This window comes from Afipia sp. Root123D2, assembly GCF_001425835.1.
In the GTDB taxonomy this organism is placed as follows: domain Bacteria; phylum Pseudomonadota; class Alphaproteobacteria; order Rhizobiales; family Xanthobacteraceae; genus Afipia.
On sequence record NZ_LMDP01000002.1, the window covers coordinates 1006945 to 1027414 of the forward strand.

Genomic DNA, 20470 nt, shown 5'->3' on the forward strand with positions numbered 1-20470 from the left:
ATTAACCGCCTTCAAACTGCAGCCGCGCCAGCCGGGCATAGAGCCCGTTGGCGGCAACCAGTGACGCATGAGTGCCCTGTTCGACGATGCGGCCGTGCTCCATCACCAGGATCCGGTCACACGACAGCACTGTCGCAAGCCGATGCGCTATCACCAGCGTGGTGCGATGCTGCATCAGTTCCTCAAGCGCGGTCTGCACCAGCGTTTCGCTCTCGGCGTCGAGTGATGACGTTGCCTCGTCGAGCAGCAGCAGCGGCGCGTCGCGCAGGATCGCGCGCGCAATCGCGATGCGCTGGCGCTGGCCGCCCGACAGGGTGACGCCGCGCTCGCCGAGTTGCGTCTCGAAACCCTGCGGCAAACGGCGGATGAATTCGGTGGCATGGGCCTGCTCGGCGGCGCGCTCGACCTCGGCGTCGCTCGCGTCCGGCCGGCCGAAACGAATGTTCTCGCGCGCATTGGCCGCGAACACCGTCGAATCCTGCGGCACCAATGCGATGCGCGAACGCACCTCGTGTGGATCGGCTTCCTTCACCGGAACGCCGTCGAAGGAAATCGTGCCGCTGGCCGGATCGTAGAACCGCAACAGCAGATGGAACAGCGTGCTCTTGCCGGCGCCGGACGGACCGACCACCGCGATCTTCTCGCCTGCCCGCACCGCGAATGAAACGCCATCGACCACGAACGCCTCCGGCCGCGTCGGATAAGCGAACCGCACATTGTCGAAGGCGATATCGCCGCGCGCGGGAACCGGCATCGCGCGCGGATTGGCCGGTGCAAGAATGACCGGCTTCAACCGCAGGATTTCAAACAGTCGCTCGGATGCGCCGGAGGCCGCCGAGATTTCGCCCCACACCTGGCTGAGTTCGCCGAGCGCCCCGGCGGCGAACGCGGCATAGAGCACGAACTGGCCGAGACGGCCGGCGGTGATGTCGCCGGTCAGCACATCATGCGAGCCGACCCACAGGATCGCGACCACGCTCGCAAACACCAGGAAGATCACGACGGCGGTCAGCAGCGCACGGGCGCGAGTCGAATGACGCGCCGCCTCGAACGCGCGGGTGACTTCTCCGTTGAAGCGTGACGCCGCCAGCCGCTCGTTGGTAAAGGCCTGCAGGGTCCGGATCGCGCCGATCAGCTCTGCAGCATAGGATGACGCGCTCGCCAGCGTATCCTGCGCGCCGCGCGACAGCTTGCGCACCTTGCGGCCGAACGCCACCAGCGGTAGCACGATCAGCGGGATCACCGCCAGCACGAAACCCGACAGCCGCGGACTGGTCACCACCATCATCGACGCCGCGCCAACGAACAGCACGAGGTTGCGCAACGCCACCGACACCGAGGCGCCAACCGCGGACTTGATCTGGGTGGTATCGGCCGTCAGGCGCGACACCAGTTCGCCGCTATGCGCGGTATCGAAGAACGCCGGCGACAGCGAGGTGAGTCGCGCGAACACATCGCGGCGCAGATCGGCGACGATCCGCTCGCCGAGCGTCGTCACCAGATAGAAGCGCGAGGCGCTGGCGATGGCGAGCACCGCCACCACCAGCATCATCACGCTGAAATAGCTGTTGATCATCGCCACGCCTTCGGCGCTGAAGCCGAAGTCGATCATGCGGCGGACGGCGAGCGGCACCGCCAGCGTCGCCAGCGACGCCACGATCAGCGCCACCAGCGCCAGAAGCGCCTGCCCGCGATAGCGGCCGACATAGGGCAACAACGCCAGCAGCGGACGCAGCCCCGCCCGCGCGGCTTTCTCCGGCGCATCGGGGCCTGTCGGCGTTGTGCCGGTGCTCCCGGAGGGCGGCTTTCCCTCAGCGGAACGCACATCGGCGGCCAGCGCCACGGCAGCCCCTGAGGGCTCCTCTCCAACTCGTTCCACGACGCTCATCGCACCTTGCCGATCCGGACCCTTTATCACGCCCCAGATAGGCCCCTCGGGCGGCTGTGGCAAATGCGCCGGCGCTGCATCGGAACATGCCTCTTCTGGAGGCGTCAGACCTTGTCTCCGGGCCGCCCGTGGGCTATAGACCGGCGAAATTAGTCCCGAAAATCATCGAAGTGTCGGCGCGGCGCGCCAAAGGATTTGTCATGAAAGCCGAAATTCACCCGGATTATCATACGATTAAGGTCGTCATGACCGACGGGACCGAATATCTGACCCGTTCGACCTACGGCAAGGACGGCGACACCCTGAACCTGGATATCGATTCCAAGTCGCATCCGGCATGGACCGGCGGCACCCAGCAGCTGCTCGATCGCGGCGGCCGCGTCTCCCGGTTCCAGAAGAAATTCTCGGGCTTCCTCAAGAAGGACTGATCCTTCTTTCAGCCTCCGTTACGAAAAACGCCCCGGCATCGGCCGGGGCGTTTTTGTTTTTCTCGCACTTGGCGAATGGCGCTCACCGCTCGAACGCCGCCTTGAGCCGGTCGAGGTGCGGCATCAGCGGATTGCCGGCCGCCACCGGCTCGCGCGCTCCGGTATGGATGGACGCATCGAGACGGCGGATCTTCGCTTGCAGTGTCATCGAGCGTTCGATCAGGTCCTGCAATTGCTGCGGCAGTTTCTCGATCATCTCCGACGCGCCGGGGTCGGCGGCGCTGAGCTTGACCTTGGTCTTTTCGCGATTGGCCTGACCCAGCGTCATCTCGCCTTCCTTCACCGCGCGATGAAGCAGCAGCCAGGATGCAAGCTGCATCAGCCGCGTGGTGAGACGCATGCTCTCGGTCGCGTAAGTGAGGCTGACGGAACGTTCGAGCGCCTTGGCTTCAGTCCGTCCATTGCCGTCGAGATAGGCGGCGGTCTCCTCGACCAGATCCATCCCGTCCCGGAACAGCGCGCCGAACGCCGCCGAATTGGTCAGCCGCTCACTCAACAAGACAAGGCCGCTTTCGGCTCGCGACTGATCCGACATGGTTAACGCCTCACGCCCATTATTACGCTGGGTTTGTTATGATGAACAAATCATTGCTCGCCTGCGGCCGCGAGTCCAGCCGTCGCCAACGACAAAGTCCGGATATGGTTTCCAGCGTCGTGTGACAGCGACGCAAAAAAGAGCCGCCGGAGACCGGCGGCTTTTGAAGTTGATAACAGGGAGGCGTCAAACAGAGTGGACAGGAGCCACTCGGTGTCCAAAACAAGGACATGCTGGTCATAAACCCGAAAGCTTAATGCGTCGTAAATGAGCGGTTTTATTGAGAGTTCCTTTGCAAATGTGGCGCTGTCACAATGTCGTGTGACATCAAGATTCAGGATTTGAAAAAGCTGTTCGCCGCGTCGCGCGACGCCTGTTTCTTTTTGGCATCCGCTTGCAACCGCTCGATCTCGGCGCCGAGCAGCGCGATCCGCTGGTTGAGATCGTCGACCGAGAGCAGCAACAGATCCTGGCCGATCTCGTGAGTAATCTTCTTCCTCGGCTTGTTGTCGTCGTCATCAGCCGCCATGCGATGCTCCTTTCGGCATGAACCTGTCTCTCACCCATCCGCGAAGCGGTTGCCAGCCCTTTGGGCGCGGACTAAGCAATTGGCACCCGGCATTGCCGCCCGCCCGAGGACACCATCATGGAACAGTTGCCCGCGAAAATGAACGTCATCGCCATCAGCAAGCCCGGCGGGCCCGAGGTGCTGGTGCCGGAGCAGCGTGATGTGCCGAAACCCGGGCCGAACGAAATCCTGATCAAGGTCGCGGCAGCCGGCGTCAACCGTCCCGACGTGCTGCAGCGCATGGGACTTTATCCGGTGCCTCCCGGCGCCAGCGATCTGCCCGGCCTTGAAGTTGCCGGCGAAGTGGTCGCGCTGGGCAGCGGCGCCACCAAGCACAAGCTCGGCGACAAGGTGATGTCGCTCGCCGCCGGCGGCGGTTACGCCGAATATTGCGTGGTGCCCGACCTGCACGCCATCACCGTTCCAAAAAACCTGTCGCTGATCGAAGCCGGCGCGATGCCGGAAACCGTGATGACGGTGTGGCACAACGTGTTCAAGCGCGGCGGCCTCAAGCCCGGCGAGACGCTGCTGATTCACGGCGGCTCTTCCGGAATCGGCACCACCGCGATCCAGATGGCGAAGGCCCATGGTGCAAAGGTGATCATCACCGCGGGCTCGAAAGACAAATGCGACGCCTGCCTCAAGCTCGGCGCCGACGTCGCGATCGATTACAAGACGCAGGATTTCGTCGCCGAAGCGAAGGCCGCGACCGACGGCAAGGGCGTCGATGTCATTCTCGACATGGTCGGCGGCGATTACATCGACCGCAACTATGACGCCGCGGCGGTGGACGGACGCATTGTCCAGATCGCGTTTCTCGGCGGCCCCAAGGCAACCGCGAATTTCAGCAAGCTGATGATGAAGCGGCTGCACCATACCGGATCGACGCTGCGGCCCCGCTCGGTCGCCGACAAGGCGGCGATGGTTAAGGCCATCGAGGCCACGGTTGTGCCGTGGATCGCTGCTGGCCGCCTGAAACCCTTGATGGATAGCCAGTTCCCGCTGAAAGACGCTGCCAAGGCCCATGCCCGCATGGACGGCGGTCAACATATTGGCAAAATTGTGTTGACGGTTTAGACCCGGACAACCGGGTCGAAACCCTTTGATTCACTTCATATTCGTGGCATTTATCGCGTTCCCGCTGGAGGCGTGTTCCCCCGGCGCCGGTAACGCGGAGACCATGCTTTGAAGTCGATCAGATGCTTCGCACTGCGAGCGTCCGAAATCCGAAATGCGTTTCGTGGTGTGGCTCTCGCTCTGACGCTCGGAGTCGTGATGCTTGCCGGCGCGCTGCCGGCGTATGCGGTCGACGCGATCAGCGTTCGCAGCGATGCACCTGCCATCGATCTCACCGGCATTCTCGACTTCCAGCGCAGCGACACGGACCGCATTCAGGTTTCGACCGCTCCCGGCACCGACGGCATCGTCCGCCGCATCGAGGTGCGTGCCCGCGAAGGCGGCCACAACTGGGTGGTGTTCGCGCTGACCAACAACACCGATGACCAGCTCGATCGCCTGATCGTGGTTCCGCACTATCGCATCGTGTCATCGGGACTGCTGTGGCCTGATCTCGGGCAATCGCGCATCGCGACCATCACACCGTCGTCAGGCGACCGGCCGGAACGGCAGGACAGCGCCACCGCCGACATCTTCCGCCTCACCCTCGATCCCGGCGCCGTCGTCACCTACGTCGCCGAACTGCGCACCGACAAGATTCCGCAGCTCTATCTGTGGGAACCGGAAGCTTACAAGGACAAGGTCAACTCCTTCACGCTCTATCAGGGCATCGTCATCGGCATTTCGGGGCTGCTGGCGCTGGTGCTGACGATCCTGTTCGTGGTCAAGGGCAGCATCATGTTTCCCGCCGCCGCCGCGCTGGCATGGGCGGTGCTGCTCTACATCGGTGTCGACTTCGGCTTCTGGGGCAAGGTGTTCGATATGTCCGCCGGCGCCGAGCGGATCTGGCGCGCGTCGGGCGAAGCAATGCTGGCGGCAACGCTGCTGGTGTTCCTGTTCGCCTATCTCAACCTGTCGCGATGGCATGTACGCTATTCGCACATCACCATGGGCTGGCTCGCCTTCCTCGGCGCGCTTGTTGCACTGGCGTTGTTCGATCCCGCTGTCGCATCAGGCATCGCGCGCGTCTCGCTGGTGATGATCGCGGTGTGCGGCTTCGCGCTGATCGTCTACCTCTCGACTCACGGCTTCGACCGTGCGGTGCTGTTGATCCCGACCTGGTTCCTGTTCGTGGTCTGGGTGGTCGCGGCAGGCATGACGGTCGCAGGCTCCGTCACCAACGACATCGTCGGCCCGGCCCTGCTCGGCGGCCTCGTGCTGATCGTGATGCTGATCGGCTTCACGGTGATGCAGCATGCCTTCGCCGGCGGTGGCGCAACCGCCGGCGTGGTCTCGGACGTCGAACGCCGCGCGCTGGCGCTGACCGGCTCCGGCGATCTGATCTGGGACTGGGACGTCTCCGCCGACAAGGTGTTCACCAGCCCCGAAACCGAAAGCCTGCTCGGGCTGAAACGCGGCACCCTCGAAGGCCCCGCCGCGAAGTGGCTCGAAGTCCTGCATCCGCTCGATCAGGACCGCTTCCGCGCCGCGCTCGACAGCGTGCTCGACCAGCGCCGCGGCCGCCTCGTGCAGGATTTCCGCCTGCGCACCCCCGACGGTCATTTCATGTGGTTCGCGCTCAAGGCGCGTCCGGTGGTCGGCTCCGACGGTGAGGTGGCCCGCGTGGTCGGCACCCTGTCCGACGTCACCGAAACCAAGAACGCCGAAGAACGAATTCTGCACGACTCGGTGCATGATAACCTCACCGGCCTGCCCAACCGGCAATTGTTCATCGACCGTCTCGGCGCGCTGACCGCATTCGCCAAAAGCACGCCGAACCTGCGCCCCACCGTGATGGTGATCGACCTCGACCGCTTCAAGCAGGTCAACGATTCCGTCGGCATCGCGGTCGGCGACTCGATCCTGCTGACGCTGGCGCGACGCCTGACCCGCATCCTCAAGCCGCAGGACACGCTGGCGCGGCTCGCCGGCGACCAGTTCGGCCTGCTGCTGACCTCCGAGCATGAGCCGGCGCGGATCACGGCATTTGCCGAAACCATCCGCAAGACCATCCGCGCGCCGATTGCGTTCAATGAACGCGAGATTTTCCTGACCGCCTCGATCGGCCTCGCCCTCAGCGACCCGCAAGCGCCGCTGACGGACGAAATCATCAAAGACGCCGAACTGGCGATGTATCACTCCAAGCGCATCGGCGGCGACCGCATCGACGTCTACAAACCGGTGATGCGCGCCCGCAAAACCGACCGCCTGACGCTGGAGGCCGATCTGCGCCGCGCCATCGAGCGGCAGGAAATCACCATTCTCTATCAGCCGATCATGCGGCTCGAGGATCGTGTGGTCGCCGGCTTCGAGGCGCTGGCGCGCTGGGATCATCCCAAGCTCGGACGGATGTCGCCGGCGGAATTCATTTCGATTGCCGAAGAAATCGGCCTGATCGTCGACCTCGGCCTGTTCGTGATGGACACCACCGCCAAGCAACTCGCAATCTGGCAGCGGATGGCTCGTTCACGCGAGCCGGTGTTCGCCAGTGTCAACGTGTCGTCGCGGCAGTTGCTGCGCCACGATCTGATCCATGACGTGCGCGGCGTGCTGTCGCGCTCGGCCGTGGCGCGCGGCTCGCTCAAGCTCGAACTGACCGAATCCCTGATCATGGAAAATCCCGAACACGCCGCGCAGATGCTGCACCGGATCAAGGAACTCGGCACCGGCCTGTCGCTCGACGATTTCGGCACCGGCCATTCGTCGCTGTCCTACCTGCAGCGCTTCCCGTTCGACACCATCAAGATCGACCAGTCGTTCGTGCGGACCACCAACCGCGGCGCGCGGCCGATCCTGCTGAAATCGATCATCGCGCTGGCCCACGATCTCGGCATGGAAGTGGTAGCGGAAGGCGCGGAGACGGATTCGGATGCGGTCGAGCTCTACCAGCTCGGCTGCGAATTCGCACAGGGCTTTGCCTTCGGTGAGCCGATGGACGCCGACGCCGCAACCCGCCTGCTCACCGGTGAAAAAACCGAATCCTCGCGGCCGCGCCGCCGCCCCCTGCGTCCGACACCGACCGTTCCGGCGACGCAGGAATAATTCAGAAACAGGCGCGCTTTCCCGCGCCCGGCGCTGACTGCCTCGCACCGAATTTCTGTTCGTGCGCGAGCAGGAAACGTTTCGCTTCGATGCCACCACCGAAGCCGGTGAGCGAGCCGTTCGAGCCGATCACGCGATGGCACGGCACAACAATGGGAAACGGATTGGCACCATTGGCTGCGCCCGCTGCCCGGATCGCCGCCGGCTTCCCAATTCGCGCCGCGAGATCGCGATAGGTGATGGTGCTGCCGTAGGGAACCTCCTGCAACGCGGTCCAGATCGCGTTCTGAAAGCCGGTACCGCCGAGGTGAAGCGACAGCGAGAACGATGTCCGCTTGCCGGCGAAATAATCGTCGAGCTGGCGAAACACATCGGCGAACGGCGCGGGATCATTCCGCCATGCCTTCTGCGGGTGATGGACGCGGCTTCCCTGCTGGAATGCGATCAGCCGCAGGACTTTCGCATCGCCGGCAACAAGCAGCTTTCCGACCGGCGTCTCGGCATAGGCATAACTGGTCGAAATTTCAGACACGGAAGCTCAATCCATTCGACGACGTTTCATACGATCAACCAAACCGTATGCTGCCGACGCCCGGCGGACCACCCGGTTTCCGAACGGTGCATCGGGACACCAGGGCGTCAGGCGTGGCCGGCGTCGTTCGACAGCATGGCGAGGTCGATGCCGATCTTGTCCAGCGCGCGCTGATATTTGTCCTCGACATCGCCGCCGAAGATCAGGTCCGGATCGGCCGCGCAATGCAACCAGCCATTGTCCTGGATTTCATGCTCAAGCTGGCCCGGCGCCCAACCGGCATAGCCCAGCGCTAGGATCGCATGTTTCGGACCGTGGCCTTCGGCGATGGCCTTGAGGATATCCAGCGTCGCGGTCAGGCAAATGCCGTCATCGATCGGTAGCGTGGCGTTCTGGATCGAAAAATCGCTCGAATGCAGCACGAAGCCGCGGCCGGTTTCCACCGGCCCGCCTTTCAGCACCCGCATCGATTCCGCGTATTCCGGCAGCCGGATCTGGTCGGCGCGGTCGATGATTTCGAGCTGCACCAGCAGTTGCGGAAAATCGATACTGCCCGCAGGCCGGTTGACGATGATACCCATCGCGCCTTCGGCGGAGTGCGCGCAGATGTAGATGACCGAGCGCGCGAAGCGCTCATCCTCCATCACCGGCATCGCGACCAGCATCTGGCCGTCGAGATAACCTTGCTCAGGCGCGTCATCGGTCGCAACCGCGATCTTGCGGCGGCCACGCGATGTCTTCCTGGGAGACTTTTTCTCGTCCATGTCAGGGGACTCTCATTGCCTTGCTTTATCCTGATATTGGGTGCGATTCCTGTCAATCAATCGCCCGATGCGCGCCTGAATTTGCTATCACAACCTATTCAATGGCTCGGCATTATCCTTCCCGGTAAAGACGTCATATGATCGACATGGTTCCCTTCGGCCGGCATACGCGTCTTTTGGGCGCAGCGCTGGCCTGCATGGTCGCGCTCCCGGCGGCACACGCGCAGGATGCGTCGCCGTGGGTGGTAGAGGCACATTCATCGGCACGATTGCTTGCGGGATCGCGCAACGGTGCCATTCTGCTCGGCGGGCTCGATTTCAAGCTCGAACCGGGCTGGAAGACGTATTGGCGTACGCCGGGCGATTCAGGCGTCCCGCCTCGCTTCGATTTCTCGAAATCCGAAAACGTCGAGGCTGTCACCATCCTGTGGCCGGCGCCGATGAAATTCGACGACGGCGCGGGGGGATTTTCGATCGGCTACAAGAAGCATGTGCTGATCCCGCTGCGGATCGCGCTGAAAAATCCCGACAAGCCGGTGATCCTGCGCGTGCATGTCGATTATGCGGTCTGTGAAAAACTTTGTGTCCCGGTCGAGTCGCAGCTCGAGCTTCCGTTCACCAGCGTCGCCAGCACTGAGGACAGCGCACTGAGCGCCGCGATGGACAGCGTTCCGAAGCCCGCCAATGTCGGCGATCCAAATCCGCTCACGATCCGTGACGTCAAGCGTATTGGAGCGAAAAGCGTCGAGGTCGATGTGATCGCGCCCGACGACAAGGACGCGGCACTGTTCGTCGAAGGGCCGACGCCCGACTGGGCACTGCCTATTCCCAAGCGGATCAAGGGCGGCAGCCATGACGTTCAACGTTTCGCGTTCGATCTCGAAGGATTGCCGTCCGGCGCCGAGCCAGCCGGCGCCGCCCTGAAATTCACTGTGGTCGGCGACAACCGGGCCTACGAATTCAACGTCAATCTGCAATAACGCTCGGCCCCTACGCACGCAGCGAACCGGCTTCGGTTTCGCCGCGAAGTGATCTAAGACAATCCCATTGATCCCACGGAGATATCCCCATGACCATTAAAGTCGGCGACCGCCTGCCTGAATCGAAGTTTCGCGTGATGACTGCGGACGGTCCGCAGGTCAAAACCACCGATGACATCTTCAAGGGCAAGAAGGTGGCGCTGTTCGCCGTTCCCGGCGCCTATACCGGCACATGTCACAAGATGCACATGCCGAGCATTTTTCTGAACGCCTACGCGATCAAGGAAAAGGGCGTCGACACCATTGCCGTGGTTTCGGTCAACGACGTGTTCGTGATGAATGCGTGGAAGCGCGACACCGACCAGCGAGACGAAGCGACCTTCCTCGCCGACGGCAACGCCGAATTCGCCAAGGCCATCGGCCTCGAACTCGATGCCTCCGCCAACGGCCTCGGCATCCGCTCCAAGCGCTACTCGATGCTGGTCGAGGACGGCGTGGTGAAATCGCTCAACCTCGAGCCCAATCCCGGCAAGGTTGAAGTCTCCGGCGGCGACACCTTCCTGTCGCAGTTGTAAGAATCCCCTTACAACTCATCATCGCTTGACGAACGCTGCTGTCATGCCCGGCCTTGTGCCGGGCATCTCGTTTAGGGACGCATTGTGCCTCATGAACCGGGATGGCCGGAACATGAGCGAGCGAAGCGACGTCGTTCTTCGAATGGCTACGCCCGGCGATGACAGATTGGGATTTATCGATTTTCCTTCAGCCCGTCGCGCGCCAGTTGATCGGCGCGTTCGTTCTCGGCGTGCCCGGCATGGCCCTTGATCCAGTGCCAGCGCACGTCGTGCGCCTTTAATGCCGCATCGAGGCGCTGCCACAAATCGACATTCTTCACCGGTTTCTTGTCGGCAGTGCGCCAGCCGTTGCGTTTCCAGTTATGAATCCAGCTGGTGATGCCCTGCCGCACATACTGGCTGTCGGTGGTGAGATCGACTGACGCAGGTTTCTTCAGCGCTTCCAGCGCCGAGATCGCCGCCAGCAACTCCATCCGGTTGTTGGTGGTCGGATTCTCGCCGCCCTTCAGTTCTTTCTCGACGTCACCGAAACGCAGGATCGCGCCCCAGCCGCCCGGCCCCGGATTTCCGGAGCAGGCGCCATCGGTGAAAATCGTGACATTCGGCAGCTTCGGTTCGCTCACGCAACGAACCCCGGTTCGTCGAGGCCGTAATCGCGGATGCCGGCGACGCTCTGGTTGAAGCGCAGCTTGCGGACATATTCGAGTGGGTCCTTCGGCCTCACCAGCGCGCCCGGGGGCACGTTGAGCCAGTCGACCAGCCGCGTCAGCAGGAAACGCAGTGCGGCGCCCCGCGCCAGCAGCGGCAGCGCCTTCCGTTCGGCCGCCGACAGCGTACGCACCTTGGAATACGCATTGAGAAACGCGCGCGCCTTGGTGACGTTGAACGAGTGGTCGGGTTCGAAACACCACGCGTTGAGGCAGATCGCCACGTCGTAGGCCAGAATGTCGTTACAGGCGAAATAGAAATCGATCAGGCCCGACAGCTTGTCGCCGAGAAACAGCACATTGTCCGGAAACAGATCGGCGTGGATCACGCCACGCGGCAAATCGCGCGGCCACGATTTTTCTAGATGATCGAGTTCGGCGGCGAGAAAGTCATGCAGGCCGTGCCGCAACTCGTCCGCGCGCGAAGCCGCCACATCGAACAACGGCCGCCAGCCCGACACCGACAGCGCGTTGGCGCGCGTCATCGTAAAATCACCGCCAGCCAGATGCAGCTTCGCCAGCGCATCGCCGACGGCAGCACAATGCGACGCGTTCGGTTTGCGCGGCCAGACGCCTTCGAGAAAATCAATGATGGCGGCGGGCCGCCCGGCCAGTTGACCGAGGATCTCACTCTTGTTGTTTTTCACCGGCTGCGGGCAGTTGATTCCGCGCGACGCCAGATGCGCCATCAGGCCCAGAAAAAAAGGCAGGTCGTCCTTCGCCACACGCTTCTCGTAGAGCGTGAGAAAGAAATAGCCCGACGTGGTGTGCAGCAGGAAATTGGAGTTCTCGACGCCCTCGGCGATGCCCTTGTAGGACAACAGCTCGCCGATGCCGTAGCCGGACAGAAAGCTCTCGAGTTCCTCGGCACCGACGTCCGTATAAACGGCCACGCGTCCCTACTCCGCCGCGTTCTCGTGCCGCAGCGGGCGCGGCAACGGGAAGAATTCGTTTTCTTCCGCGGCCGAAACCGTTTCGACGCTCAGCGTGTAATGCTGGGCGAACGCGTCCATGATTTCCTCGACGATCACTTCCGGCGCCGACGCGCCCGCGGTGATACCGAGCCGCTTGACGCCTTCGAACATCGACCAGTCGAGTTCGGAAGCGCGCTGCACCAGCACCGAACGCGTGCAGCCCTCGCGCTCCGCCACTTCGCGCAAGCGCTGCGAGTTCGACGAGTTGGGCGAGCCCACCACCACCATGGCATCGACGAACGGCGCCACCTTCTTCACCGCCGCCTGGCGGTTGGTGGTGGCGTAGCAGATGTCCTCCTTGTGAGGACCGTCGATATTCGGGAAGCGTTCCTTGAGAACGTCAACGATTTCCCTTGTGTCGTCGATCGACAGCGTGGTCTGGGTGACGAAGGCGAGCTTGTCCGGGTCCTTCGGCTGGAAGGCCCGCGCCGCATCCATGGTCTCGATCAGGACCACTGCGCCCTTGGGCAGCTGGCCGAGAGTGCCGACCACTTCCGGATGGCCGGCGTGACCGATCAGGACGATCTCGCGGCCGCGCTTGAAATGAATCGCGGCCTCGCGGTGAACCTTGGTCACCAGCGGGCAGGTCGCGTCCAGAGTGAAAAAATTGCGCTTGTCGGCCTCGTTCGGGATCGCCTTGGGAACCCCATGGGCCGAAAATACCACCGGGGCATCCGTTTGCGGGATTTCGTCAAGTTCCGCGACGAAAATGGCGCCCTTGTCGCGCAGGCTTTCCACCACGTAGCGGTTATGCACGATTTCGTGACGGACATAGACCGGTGCGCCATAGAGCTTCAGAGCCCGTTCCACGGTATCAATTGCCCGCACCACCCCGGCACAGAAGCCGCGGGGAGAGCACAAAACAATGGCGAGGGGCGGTTTTTGAGCGTCCATGGTCATTTCGAGCCGGAATCGAGCCAATAAAGGCCAATAAAAGGGACCTGACGGTGCCGAACAGGGGTACAGGCAGGACAGGACTTGGGACCGCCCTCCCCTTCATGTCAAGGGCCGATGCCGCGCCCATTGCACGGCTGCCCCCCGACGGACTATATAGGGACGAAATTCCCGTCATCACCGATGACCAGACGGCTTCGCTCCGCAAGGGCGGGCGAAGCGTAAAGGAGATTTGCCATGAGCAACGCGCCGCTGATGCCAAAAGCGACCGCCGTGTGGCTGGTTGACAATACCGCCCTGTCCTTCGACCAGGTGGCCGAGTTCACCAAAATGCACCCGCTGGAAGTCCGCGCGATCGCCGACGGCGACGCCGCGCAGGGCATCAAGGGCATGGACCCGATCTCGACCGGCCAGTTAAGCCGCGAGGAGATCGAAAAAGGCGAGAAGGACCCGGAGTACCGCCTCAAGCTTGGCGAATCGAAGGTGATCCTGCCCGAAGCGAAAAAGAAGAAAGGCCCGCGCTACACTCCGGTGTCGCGCCGTCATGAACGGCCGAGCGCGATTCTCTGGCTGGTGCGCAACCATCCCGAGTTGAAGGACGCGCAGATCATGCGCCTCGTCGGCACCACCAAGACCACGATCGCCAGCGTGCGCGACCGTACCCATTGGAATGCCCAGACCCTGACCCCGATGGACCCGGTGACGCTGGGCCTGTGCTCGCAGATCGAATTGGATTTCGAAGTGCAGCGCGCGGCCAAGGAAAAGCCGGCCACGCAGCAATACGGCGGCGCGACCCTGCTGCCCGCGTCCGAGACCACGGCGAAACGCGAAGCCGAGCCCGAAACCCCGGCCAGCGAGAAGCGCCGCGACGACATGGAAGTGGATGCGGTGTTCGCCAAGCTGAAAAACATCGGCGGCGGCAAGAAGCACGACGAAGAAGACGAATAACCGTCAACGAATTTGCACACATAAAAACGGCCCGCCACGCAGCGGGCCGTTTTTATTTGGCTTCTTACTTGCTCTTCTTCGCGGCTTCGCGCGCATCGGCGATGGCGCGCTTGAACAGTTCGACCGAGAGCCCGCCCGGCACCCGGAAGGTGCCGATGATGTAAGACGGCGTGCCGTTGAAGCCGAAGGCCTCGGCCTGCTCGTTGTTGCGCGCCAGCAGCGCGTCGATCTCCTTGCCGCGGGCATCGAGATCCGCCTTGGCTTTCGCAACATCGACACCGGCCTTCGCCAGCACCTCATCGGTCACGGAATCGGTCAGGCGGCCCTTGTGCGAGATCAGCGCCTGATGCGCAGCGGCATGCTTGCCCTGGAATTTCGCCGCCAGGACCAGCCGTGCGGCATACTTGGACGCATCGCCGAGGATCGGCCAGTCCTTGTGGACCATGCGGATCTTGCCGTCCTCCTTGACGACCTGCGCAAGGTCCGGCGCGATCTTCTTGCAATACGGACACTGGTAGTCGAACCATTCGACAATGGTGATGTCGCCGTCCGGATTGCCCATCACGGGAATTTCGGGGTCGCGCAGCACGGTTTCACGCGACAGCGCGTCTCGCTCCTGCGCCCGAACAACTCCCGGCGACAAACTGCCAAGCACGATGGTGGCGGCTGCCAGCACGGCCAGCCTGAATAACGATGTTTTGAAGGTCATGATCCCTATACGCTTGCGAACGGTGGATGTTACTGCCCGTTCAGCATCCTCTCGGCCATATTTTTATGAGCGCGTTCGTAACGGTCGCTGGACGCGGCACGGCTGGCGGCGACGTCGCGGTTCTTGCGGCACGCCACATAGGCTGACGAGCCCGGCTCACCGCCATTGGTGCGGCAATAGGCATCGTCATCCACCACGGGCGCAGCCTGCTCACGGCTGGCCAGCGGGCCATCCTGACTCATCTGGGCGCAGCCACCGAGCAGGCAGGCGACCGAAACCACGGCCCAGATCAGCGGTCGTGTCGCGCTCATGCGCTATCCTCGCTTGTCGATGCGCCGGCGCGCAAAATCCACCATCAGCCGGGACCATCGGCATGACAAGCCACCATGGCGGACTGAGGGCAGATTACCAAGATGCCGGTGCGCATGGCCGAACCACGGGAACACATCGGCAACAAGGCAGGTTTTGAGGGCTAGCCGATCTCGATGTCGGCATCGACGACAAAGGTGAGATCGAGCTGACCGATGGTCAGCGTCATCTTCGCAGGCAACTTTTCACCGCTCTTGAGGCGGCCCTGCGCGACCGCTTCCCGGACCGATTTCTCGATCTCGCGCTGGGAGGTAACGCCGACCTGCTTGAGGAATTTCCGTATACTGGTGTTGAAGACGTCTTCGTTCATCGGAACCTCTTTCTCCGGATCGCGTCCGGCTTCACGTCAACCCACCCGTCCCTTCAGCGCTTCGCCTATTTCATCGAGCACCTTCGGGTCTTCGATGGTCGCGGGCATGGTCCAGGCATCGCCATCGGCGATCTTCTTGATGGTGCCGCGCAGGATCTTGCCCGAACGCGTCTTGGGCAAGCGCGCCACCGTGACAACCAGCTTGAAGGCCGCAACCGGGCCGATCTTTTCACGCACCAGCGCGACGATTTCTTTTTCGATGTCCACGACCGGCCGCGTGACGCCCGCCTTGAGCACGAGGAAACCGCACGGCACTTCGCCCTTCACTGCGTCCTTGATGCCGAGCACCGCACATTCGGCGACGTCGGGATGCGAAGCTAGAATTTCCTCCATGCCGCCGGTCGACAGACGATGGCCGGCGACATTGATGATGTCATCAGTGCGGCCCATCACAAAGAGATAGCCGTCTTCGTCCTTGTAACCGGCGTCGGAGGTTTTGTAGTAGCCGGGGAATTCGTTGAAATAGGCTTCCTTGCAGCGCTCGTCCTGCTGCCACAATGTCGGCAGGCAACCCGGCGGCAAGGGCAGCTTGATGACGATCGAACCCATGCTGCCGGCCGGCACCGGCTTCGATGCTTCGTCGACCACGTCAACCTGGTAGCCCGGCATCGCCACTGTCGGCGAGCCGTGCTTCACCGGCAACATGCCGACACCGATCGGGTTGCCGGCGATGCCCCAGCCGGTCTCGGTCTGCCACCAATGATCGATCACCGGAATCTTCAACTGCTTCTCGGCCCAGTCGACGGTCGGCGGATCGGCGCGCTCGCCGGCAAGGAACAGCGTGCGGAATTTCGACAGATCGTATTTGCGGATGAAGGTGCCGTCCGGATCTTCCTTCTTGATGGCACGGAATGCCGTCGGCGCGGTGAAGAACGCCACCGCTTTGTGCTCCGAGATCACCCGCCAGAACGCGCCGGCGTCCGGCGTGCCGATCGGCTTGCCTTCGTACATGATCGAGGTCGCGCCGTGGAACAGCGGCCCGTAGATGATGTAGCTGTGACCGACCACCCAGCCGATATCGGAGCCGCACCACCACACCTCGCCCGGCTTGACGCCGTAGAGGTTGAACATCGACCACTCCACCGCCACCAGATGACCGCCATTGTCACGCACCACACCTTTCGGGATGCCGGTCGTGCCGGACGTGTAGAGAATGTAAAGCGGATCGGTCGCCAGCACCGGGACGCAATCGGCAGTTTTCTTCGCTGCAATCGCCTTCGAACGCAGCTCGGCCCAGTCGTGATCGCGGCCCTTGACCAGATCGCAGGTCTGCTGCGGACGCTGGAGGATGATGCAAGCCTCCGGCTTGACGCTGGACAGCGCAATCGCCTCGTCGAGCAGCGGCTTGTAGTTGACGATGCGGCCGGGCTCGAGGCCACAGCTTGCGGAGAGCACCAGTTTCGGCCGCGCATCGACGATGCGCGTCGCCAGTTCCTTCGCCGCAAAACCGCCGAACACTACCGAATGCACCGCGCCGATGCGCGCGCAAGCGAGCATCGCAACCATCGCCTCCGGCACCATCGGCATATAAAGAACGACACGGTCGCCCTTGGTGACGCCGAAATCCTGCATCACGGCAGCAAGTGTCTTCACCTCGTGCAGCAGCTCGGCATAAGTGAATTTCGTGATGGTGTTGCTCAGCGGCGAATCGTGGATTAACGCGAGCTGATCGGCACCGCCGTTCGTGACATGGCGGTCCAGAGCGTTGTAGCAGGTGTTGACCACGCCGCCCGCGAACCAGCGGCCGTAAAGACCCATCGACGGATCGAACACCTTTTTCGCCGGTTCGATCCAGTCGATCGCGCGCGCCGCCTCGCCCCAGAACCCTTCCGGATCGCGCATCGAACGCGCGTAGATCTCGGCATAGCGGCTGTTGGATATGGCATTCATCGCGCGATCTCCCGGAACAACCCATTCTGGCGCCAGGCCGGACCTGATCCGAGCATCCACGCCCTCATCTTGCTTTACGGAAACGAGACGCCGGTGGCCGGACCAGCCCGCCATATTGGCACTGGGCTTGCATTCGGCTGTATTGTCACGCCTTGCTGGAGAAGTTCAAGCCGCTGCGGCTGCGACATTTGGATGATGGCCTTGGCAAACCGGCGGCGCTATTTTCAATGCCCGCGCGACGCCGGAACCACGCTACTTCCGCTTCAGCGGCATTTGCGCGCCAAGACGCTCAATCTCGGCAGCCAGCGACTTGCGATTGGCGCGCGCCGCCTCGTACCGCGGATCGACCTTGAGTGCGGCGGCGAAATCCTCCAGCGCACGCTTGTGATCACCGTTCGCGCGCCACGCTTCGCCCCGCTTGTTGTAGGCTTCAGCCAGCGCCGGATCGGCTTTCAGCGCAGAGCTATACGCCACGATGGCGCGCGCATAGTCGCCGGCGGCCTTGAGTTCGTCACCACGCGCCAGCAGGGTTTTCGGATCGGCATCTTCGGTTTTCGCGGGCGTGTCGGCGGCGGCATCGGTGCCGGCCTCCTTGCAGACGCTCATGATCGTGACATTGGCGCCGACCGGATGGCCGAGAACGTCAGACAGTGTCCGGCACTGACCGCCGGTGCACAGCCGCCATTCGCCGGCAACGCCGGAATTGCCCAGCGCGACCTCCCGCAGGACCAGCGGCTTCGGCGTCCACTGAAACCAGCCATCGACCAGCCGGGCCTCGGGCGGCGGCTCCATGCCGGCGCCCGAACCCTTGACGCGGGCCTCGACGATCTCGAGGCCCTGCGGCGTGACGATCCAGTCTTCCTGCCATTCGATCTTCTCGACCGAATGGGTCCATGACAGCATGAAGGCTGCAACCGACAGCGCCTTGATGGCGCCGGCGGATGCGAAGCAGACGCTCAAGCCGCCACCACCGCCGGTGCCGGCCGCTTGTGCCACTGCCAGGCAATCACGCCCGCCGCGAGCACGAAGCCGACCCAGTCGCTGTACTGGAATTCGCCGAACAGGCAGAGCGCCGCGATCAACGACACCACCCGCTCGATCACCGTCATTCGGGTAAACAGGAAGCCGATCGCAACCATGCCGAACAGGCCGATCGACACGGCCGCCTTGACGAAGGCATAGGCAACCGCGCCATAGAAGCCGAGTTCGAGCGCCATCGGATCGCCGTTCTGCAACATCAGCGCCGGCGAATAGACCGCGATGAACGGGATCACATATCCCGCCAGCGCGATGCGCATCGCCTCCCAACCGATCTTGTCGGGATTTTCCTTCGCGATCGGTGCTGCCGCAAGCGCGGCCAGCGCCACCGGCGGCGACAGGTCGGCCATGATGCCGTAGTAGAACGCGAACATGTGGCTGACGATCAGCGGCACGCCGAGATTGGACAGCGCCGGTGCCGCCAGCGCGGCGACGATGATGTAGGTCGGGATCGTCGGAATGCCGGTACCGAGCAGGATCGACAGCAGCATCGTCATGATCAGCGCCAGAAACAGGCTGTGCTCGCCGAGGCCGATCACCCAGCTTCCGAACACCGTACCGACGCCCGTCTGCGTCATCATGCCGATGATGGTGCCGACGATGGCGCAGGCCATGCCGACGGTCAGCGCCGACTTCGAGCTTTCCGCCAGCGAGTCACGGCAGGCCACCAGCGTCGCGCGGCCGCCTTGCGTGAATGCGGCGATCGCGATCAGCACGGCGATGATCGCCGCGATGTAGCGGATATCGACATTGCTGCCGTTCCGGAACAACGCTCCCGCAACCAAGGCAAGACCGATCCAGAAGATGTAACGAAGCGCCGTGCTTGAGAAGCCGAGCACAATGCTGGCGCCGAGGATCAGCGCCACCGTCAGCGCGAGGCCGACCGTGCCGGCATAAAGCGGCGTGAAACCTTCGAACAGCATGTACACCAGTGCTGCCAGCGGCAGCACGAGGTACCAGCGGTCGATCAGCGCACGCAGCGCGCTCGGAATCTCGTCCTTCTTCATGCCGGTGAGGCCGTATTTACCGGCCTCGAGATGCACCATCCAGAATGCGGAGGCGAAATAGAGAATCGCCGGAATGACGGCAGCCTTGACGATCACGGCGTATTCGACGCCGAGCGTCTCCGCCATGATGAAGGCAACCGCGCCCATCACCGGCGGCATGATCTGTCCGCCCATCGATGCCGTCGCTTCAACGCCGGCTGCGAAAGCGCGGCGATAACCGAACCGGATCATCAGCGGAATCGTGAACTGGCCGACGGTGACGACGTTGGCGACGCCGGAACCGGAGATCGTGCCCATAAAACCGGACGCGACCACCGCGACCTTCGCCGGGCCGCCGCGAGTGCCGCCGAACAGGCCGAGCGAAACGTCGGTGAACAGCTTGATCATGCCGGCCCGTTCGAGGAACGACCCGAACAGGATGAACAGGAAGATGTAGGTCGCCGACACGTAGATCGGCACGCCATAGAAGCCTTCGACGCCATACGACAGATGGGTGATGATCTGGTCGTAGAAGTAGCCGCGGTGATTGAACGGCGACGGCAGATACTGCCCGAAGAACCAGTAGACGATACACGCGCCGCACATCAGCGGCAGCGCCCAGCCCATCAGACGACGCGTGCCGTCGAAGATCAGCACGGCGAGAATCGTGCCGATGACCAGGTCGAGCCGGGTCGGATCGCCGTCACGCTGGATCAGATCGGCGTAATACAGATACTGATACAGACCGCAGTAGAATCCGAGACCGCCGATCGCCCAGCCGAGCGTTCGTTGCCAGTTGTTCTTGGCCGTGAAGTTGGCGACGAGCCCATAGCTCAGCAAAATAAGAAAGCCGACATGGATGCCGCGCACCGCCTGACTCGGCAGGAAATTCCACGCTGCGACAAAAAGCTGGAACACTGCGAAGGCGATGCCGATCGCATAGGCGAACAATCCCCAGCGGCCGGGACCGAAACCTTCCGGAAAACCATGCTCGAAATTATCGAGCTCAACCTTGACGCGCTCTTCCGCGCCCTGTTCCTGCAGCATCTGTCCATATCCCAAAGATCAGATCGATGTGGGACCGGTATTCCGGACTC

General features: G+C 62.8%; 20 protein-coding genes. 6 read left to right on the forward strand and 14 right to left on the reverse strand.

What is annotated here, in order from left to right; translation table 11 throughout:
• Position 1: 1 nt before the first annotated feature.
• The gene (locus tag ASC80_RS13940) at positions 2-1888 is read right to left on the reverse strand and encodes an ABC transporter ATP-binding protein/permease (protein ID WP_056298055.1); all 1887 of its coding nucleotides are present in this window, start codon (positions 1886-1888) and stop codon (positions 2-4) included.
• Positions 1889-2088: 200 nt separating this feature from the next.
• Here ASC80_RS13940 and rpmE point away from each other — a divergent pair, with 200 nt between their 5' ends.
• On the forward strand, positions 2089-2316 hold the full coding sequence (rpmE, locus tag ASC80_RS13945) for a 50S ribosomal protein L31 (RefSeq protein ID WP_056298973.1): 228 nt from the start codon (positions 2089-2091) through the stop codon (positions 2314-2316).
• 82 nt (positions 2317-2398) lie between these two features.
• On the opposite strand, the gene rcdA is transcribed toward rpmE, so the two are convergent.
• Together rcdA and ASC80_RS13955 are read right to left on the reverse strand one after the other, a co-directional pair.
• Positions 2399-2911, reverse strand: coding sequence for a protease adaptor protein RcdA (gene rcdA, locus ASC80_RS13950; RefSeq protein WP_056298058.1), 513 nt, complete (start codon positions 2909-2911; stop codon positions 2399-2401).
• Positions 2912-3245: 334 nt separating this feature from the next.
• A complete protein-coding gene (locus tag ASC80_RS13955; RefSeq protein WP_056298062.1) occupies positions 3246-3440 on the reverse strand; it encodes a DUF1192 domain-containing protein in 195 nt (64 codons plus the stop codon).
• A gap of 117 nt (positions 3441-3557) precedes the next feature.
• Between ASC80_RS13955 and ASC80_RS13960 the strand changes: the two genes are divergently transcribed.
• Entirely contained in the window at positions 3558-4556 is a 999-nt protein-coding gene (locus ASC80_RS13960) for an NAD(P)H-quinone oxidoreductase (RefSeq protein ID WP_056298064.1), read from the forward strand.
• Between the two features lie 108 nt (positions 4557-4664).
• Entirely contained in the window at positions 4665-7637 is a 2973-nt protein-coding gene (locus ASC80_RS13965; protein WP_502690966.1) for an EAL domain-containing protein, read from the forward strand.
• A 1-nt stretch (position 7638) separates the two neighbouring features.
• Here the strand turns inward: ASC80_RS13965 and ASC80_RS13970 are convergent, their stop codons facing one another.
• A complete protein-coding gene (locus ASC80_RS13970) occupies positions 7639-8169 on the reverse strand; it encodes a methylated-DNA--[protein]-cysteine S-methyltransferase (RefSeq protein WP_244487269.1) in 531 nt (176 codons plus the stop codon).
• Positions 8170-8276: 107 nt separating this feature from the next.
• Complete coding sequence (locus ASC80_RS13975; RefSeq protein WP_082512577.1) at positions 8277-8933, reverse strand: YqgE/AlgH family protein; 657 nt, start codon at positions 8931-8933, stop codon at positions 8277-8279.
• 137 nt (positions 8934-9070) lie between these two features.
• Between ASC80_RS13975 and ASC80_RS13980 the strand changes: the two genes are divergently transcribed.
• Both ASC80_RS13980 and ASC80_RS13985 read left to right on the forward strand, forming a co-directional pair.
• Positions 9071-9913 (forward strand): protein-disulfide reductase DsbD domain-containing protein, encoded by an 843-nt coding sequence (locus tag ASC80_RS13980; RefSeq protein WP_056298067.1) that lies wholly within the window; start codon positions 9071-9073, stop codon positions 9911-9913.
• A gap of 89 nt (positions 9914-10002) precedes the next feature.
• The gene (locus tag ASC80_RS13985) at positions 10003-10488 is read left to right on the forward strand and encodes a peroxiredoxin (protein WP_056298070.1); all 486 of its coding nucleotides are present in this window, start codon (positions 10003-10005) and stop codon (positions 10486-10488) included.
• A gap of 173 nt (positions 10489-10661) precedes the next feature.
• Here ASC80_RS13985 and rnhA read toward each other — a convergent pair whose 3' ends face one another.
• From rnhA to ispH, 3 genes are read right to left on the reverse strand one after another with little or no spacing between them, the layout of a single operon-like run.
• Positions 10662-11111 carry a ribonuclease HI gene (gene rnhA, locus ASC80_RS13990; protein WP_056298074.1) on the reverse strand — a complete coding sequence of 150 codons (450 nt, stop codon included), beginning with the start codon at positions 11109-11111 and terminating at the stop codon, positions 10662-10664.
• A complete protein-coding gene (locus ASC80_RS13995) occupies positions 11108-12088 on the reverse strand; it encodes a homoserine kinase (RefSeq protein ID WP_056298077.1) in 981 nt (326 codons plus the stop codon). The genes rnhA and ASC80_RS13995 overlap by 4 nt, the downstream gene beginning before the upstream one ends.
• A 6-nt stretch (positions 12089-12094) precedes the next feature.
• Complete coding sequence (gene ispH / locus ASC80_RS14000; protein ID WP_056298080.1) at positions 12095-13069, reverse strand: 4-hydroxy-3-methylbut-2-enyl diphosphate reductase; 975 nt, start codon at positions 13067-13069, stop codon at positions 12095-12097.
• A gap of 231 nt (positions 13070-13300) precedes the next feature.
• On the opposite strand from ispH, the gene ASC80_RS14005 reads away from it, so the two are divergent.
• Positions 13301-14011 carry a DUF1013 domain-containing protein gene (locus ASC80_RS14005; RefSeq protein WP_056298082.1) on the forward strand — a complete coding sequence of 237 codons (711 nt, stop codon included), beginning with the start codon at positions 13301-13303 and terminating at the stop codon, positions 14009-14011.
• A gap of 64 nt (positions 14012-14075) precedes the next feature.
• On the opposite strand, the gene ASC80_RS14010 is transcribed toward ASC80_RS14005, so the two are convergent.
• From ASC80_RS14010 to ASC80_RS14035, 6 genes are all read right to left on the reverse strand, one after another.
• Positions 14076-14720, reverse strand: coding sequence for a DsbA family protein (locus ASC80_RS14010; protein ID WP_056298087.1), 645 nt, complete (start codon positions 14718-14720; stop codon positions 14076-14078).
• 29 nt (positions 14721-14749) lie between these two features.
• Entirely contained in the window at positions 14750-15031 is a 282-nt protein-coding gene (locus ASC80_RS14015) for a hypothetical protein (protein WP_056298090.1), read from the reverse strand.
• A 161-nt stretch (positions 15032-15192) separates the two neighbouring features.
• Positions 15193-15399, reverse strand: a complete 207-nt coding sequence (locus ASC80_RS14020) for a DUF6494 family protein (RefSeq protein ID WP_056298092.1) — start codon at positions 15397-15399, stop codon at positions 15193-15195.
• Between the two features lie 36 nt (positions 15400-15435).
• Positions 15436-17349, reverse strand: coding sequence for a propionyl-CoA synthetase (locus ASC80_RS14025; protein ID WP_056298096.1), 1914 nt, complete (start codon positions 17347-17349; stop codon positions 15436-15438).
• A 252-nt stretch (positions 17350-17601) separates the two neighbouring features.
• Positions 17602-18345 carry a DUF1850 domain-containing protein gene (locus ASC80_RS14030; protein ID WP_244487270.1) on the reverse strand — a complete coding sequence of 248 codons (744 nt, stop codon included), beginning with the start codon at positions 18343-18345 and terminating at the stop codon, positions 17602-17604.
• On the reverse strand, positions 18306-20420 hold the full coding sequence (locus ASC80_RS14035; protein WP_056298099.1) for a TRAP transporter permease: 2115 nt from the start codon (positions 20418-20420) through the stop codon (positions 18306-18308). The genes ASC80_RS14030 and ASC80_RS14035 overlap by 40 nt, the downstream gene beginning before the upstream one ends.
• Positions 20421-20470: the final 50 nt, after the last annotated feature.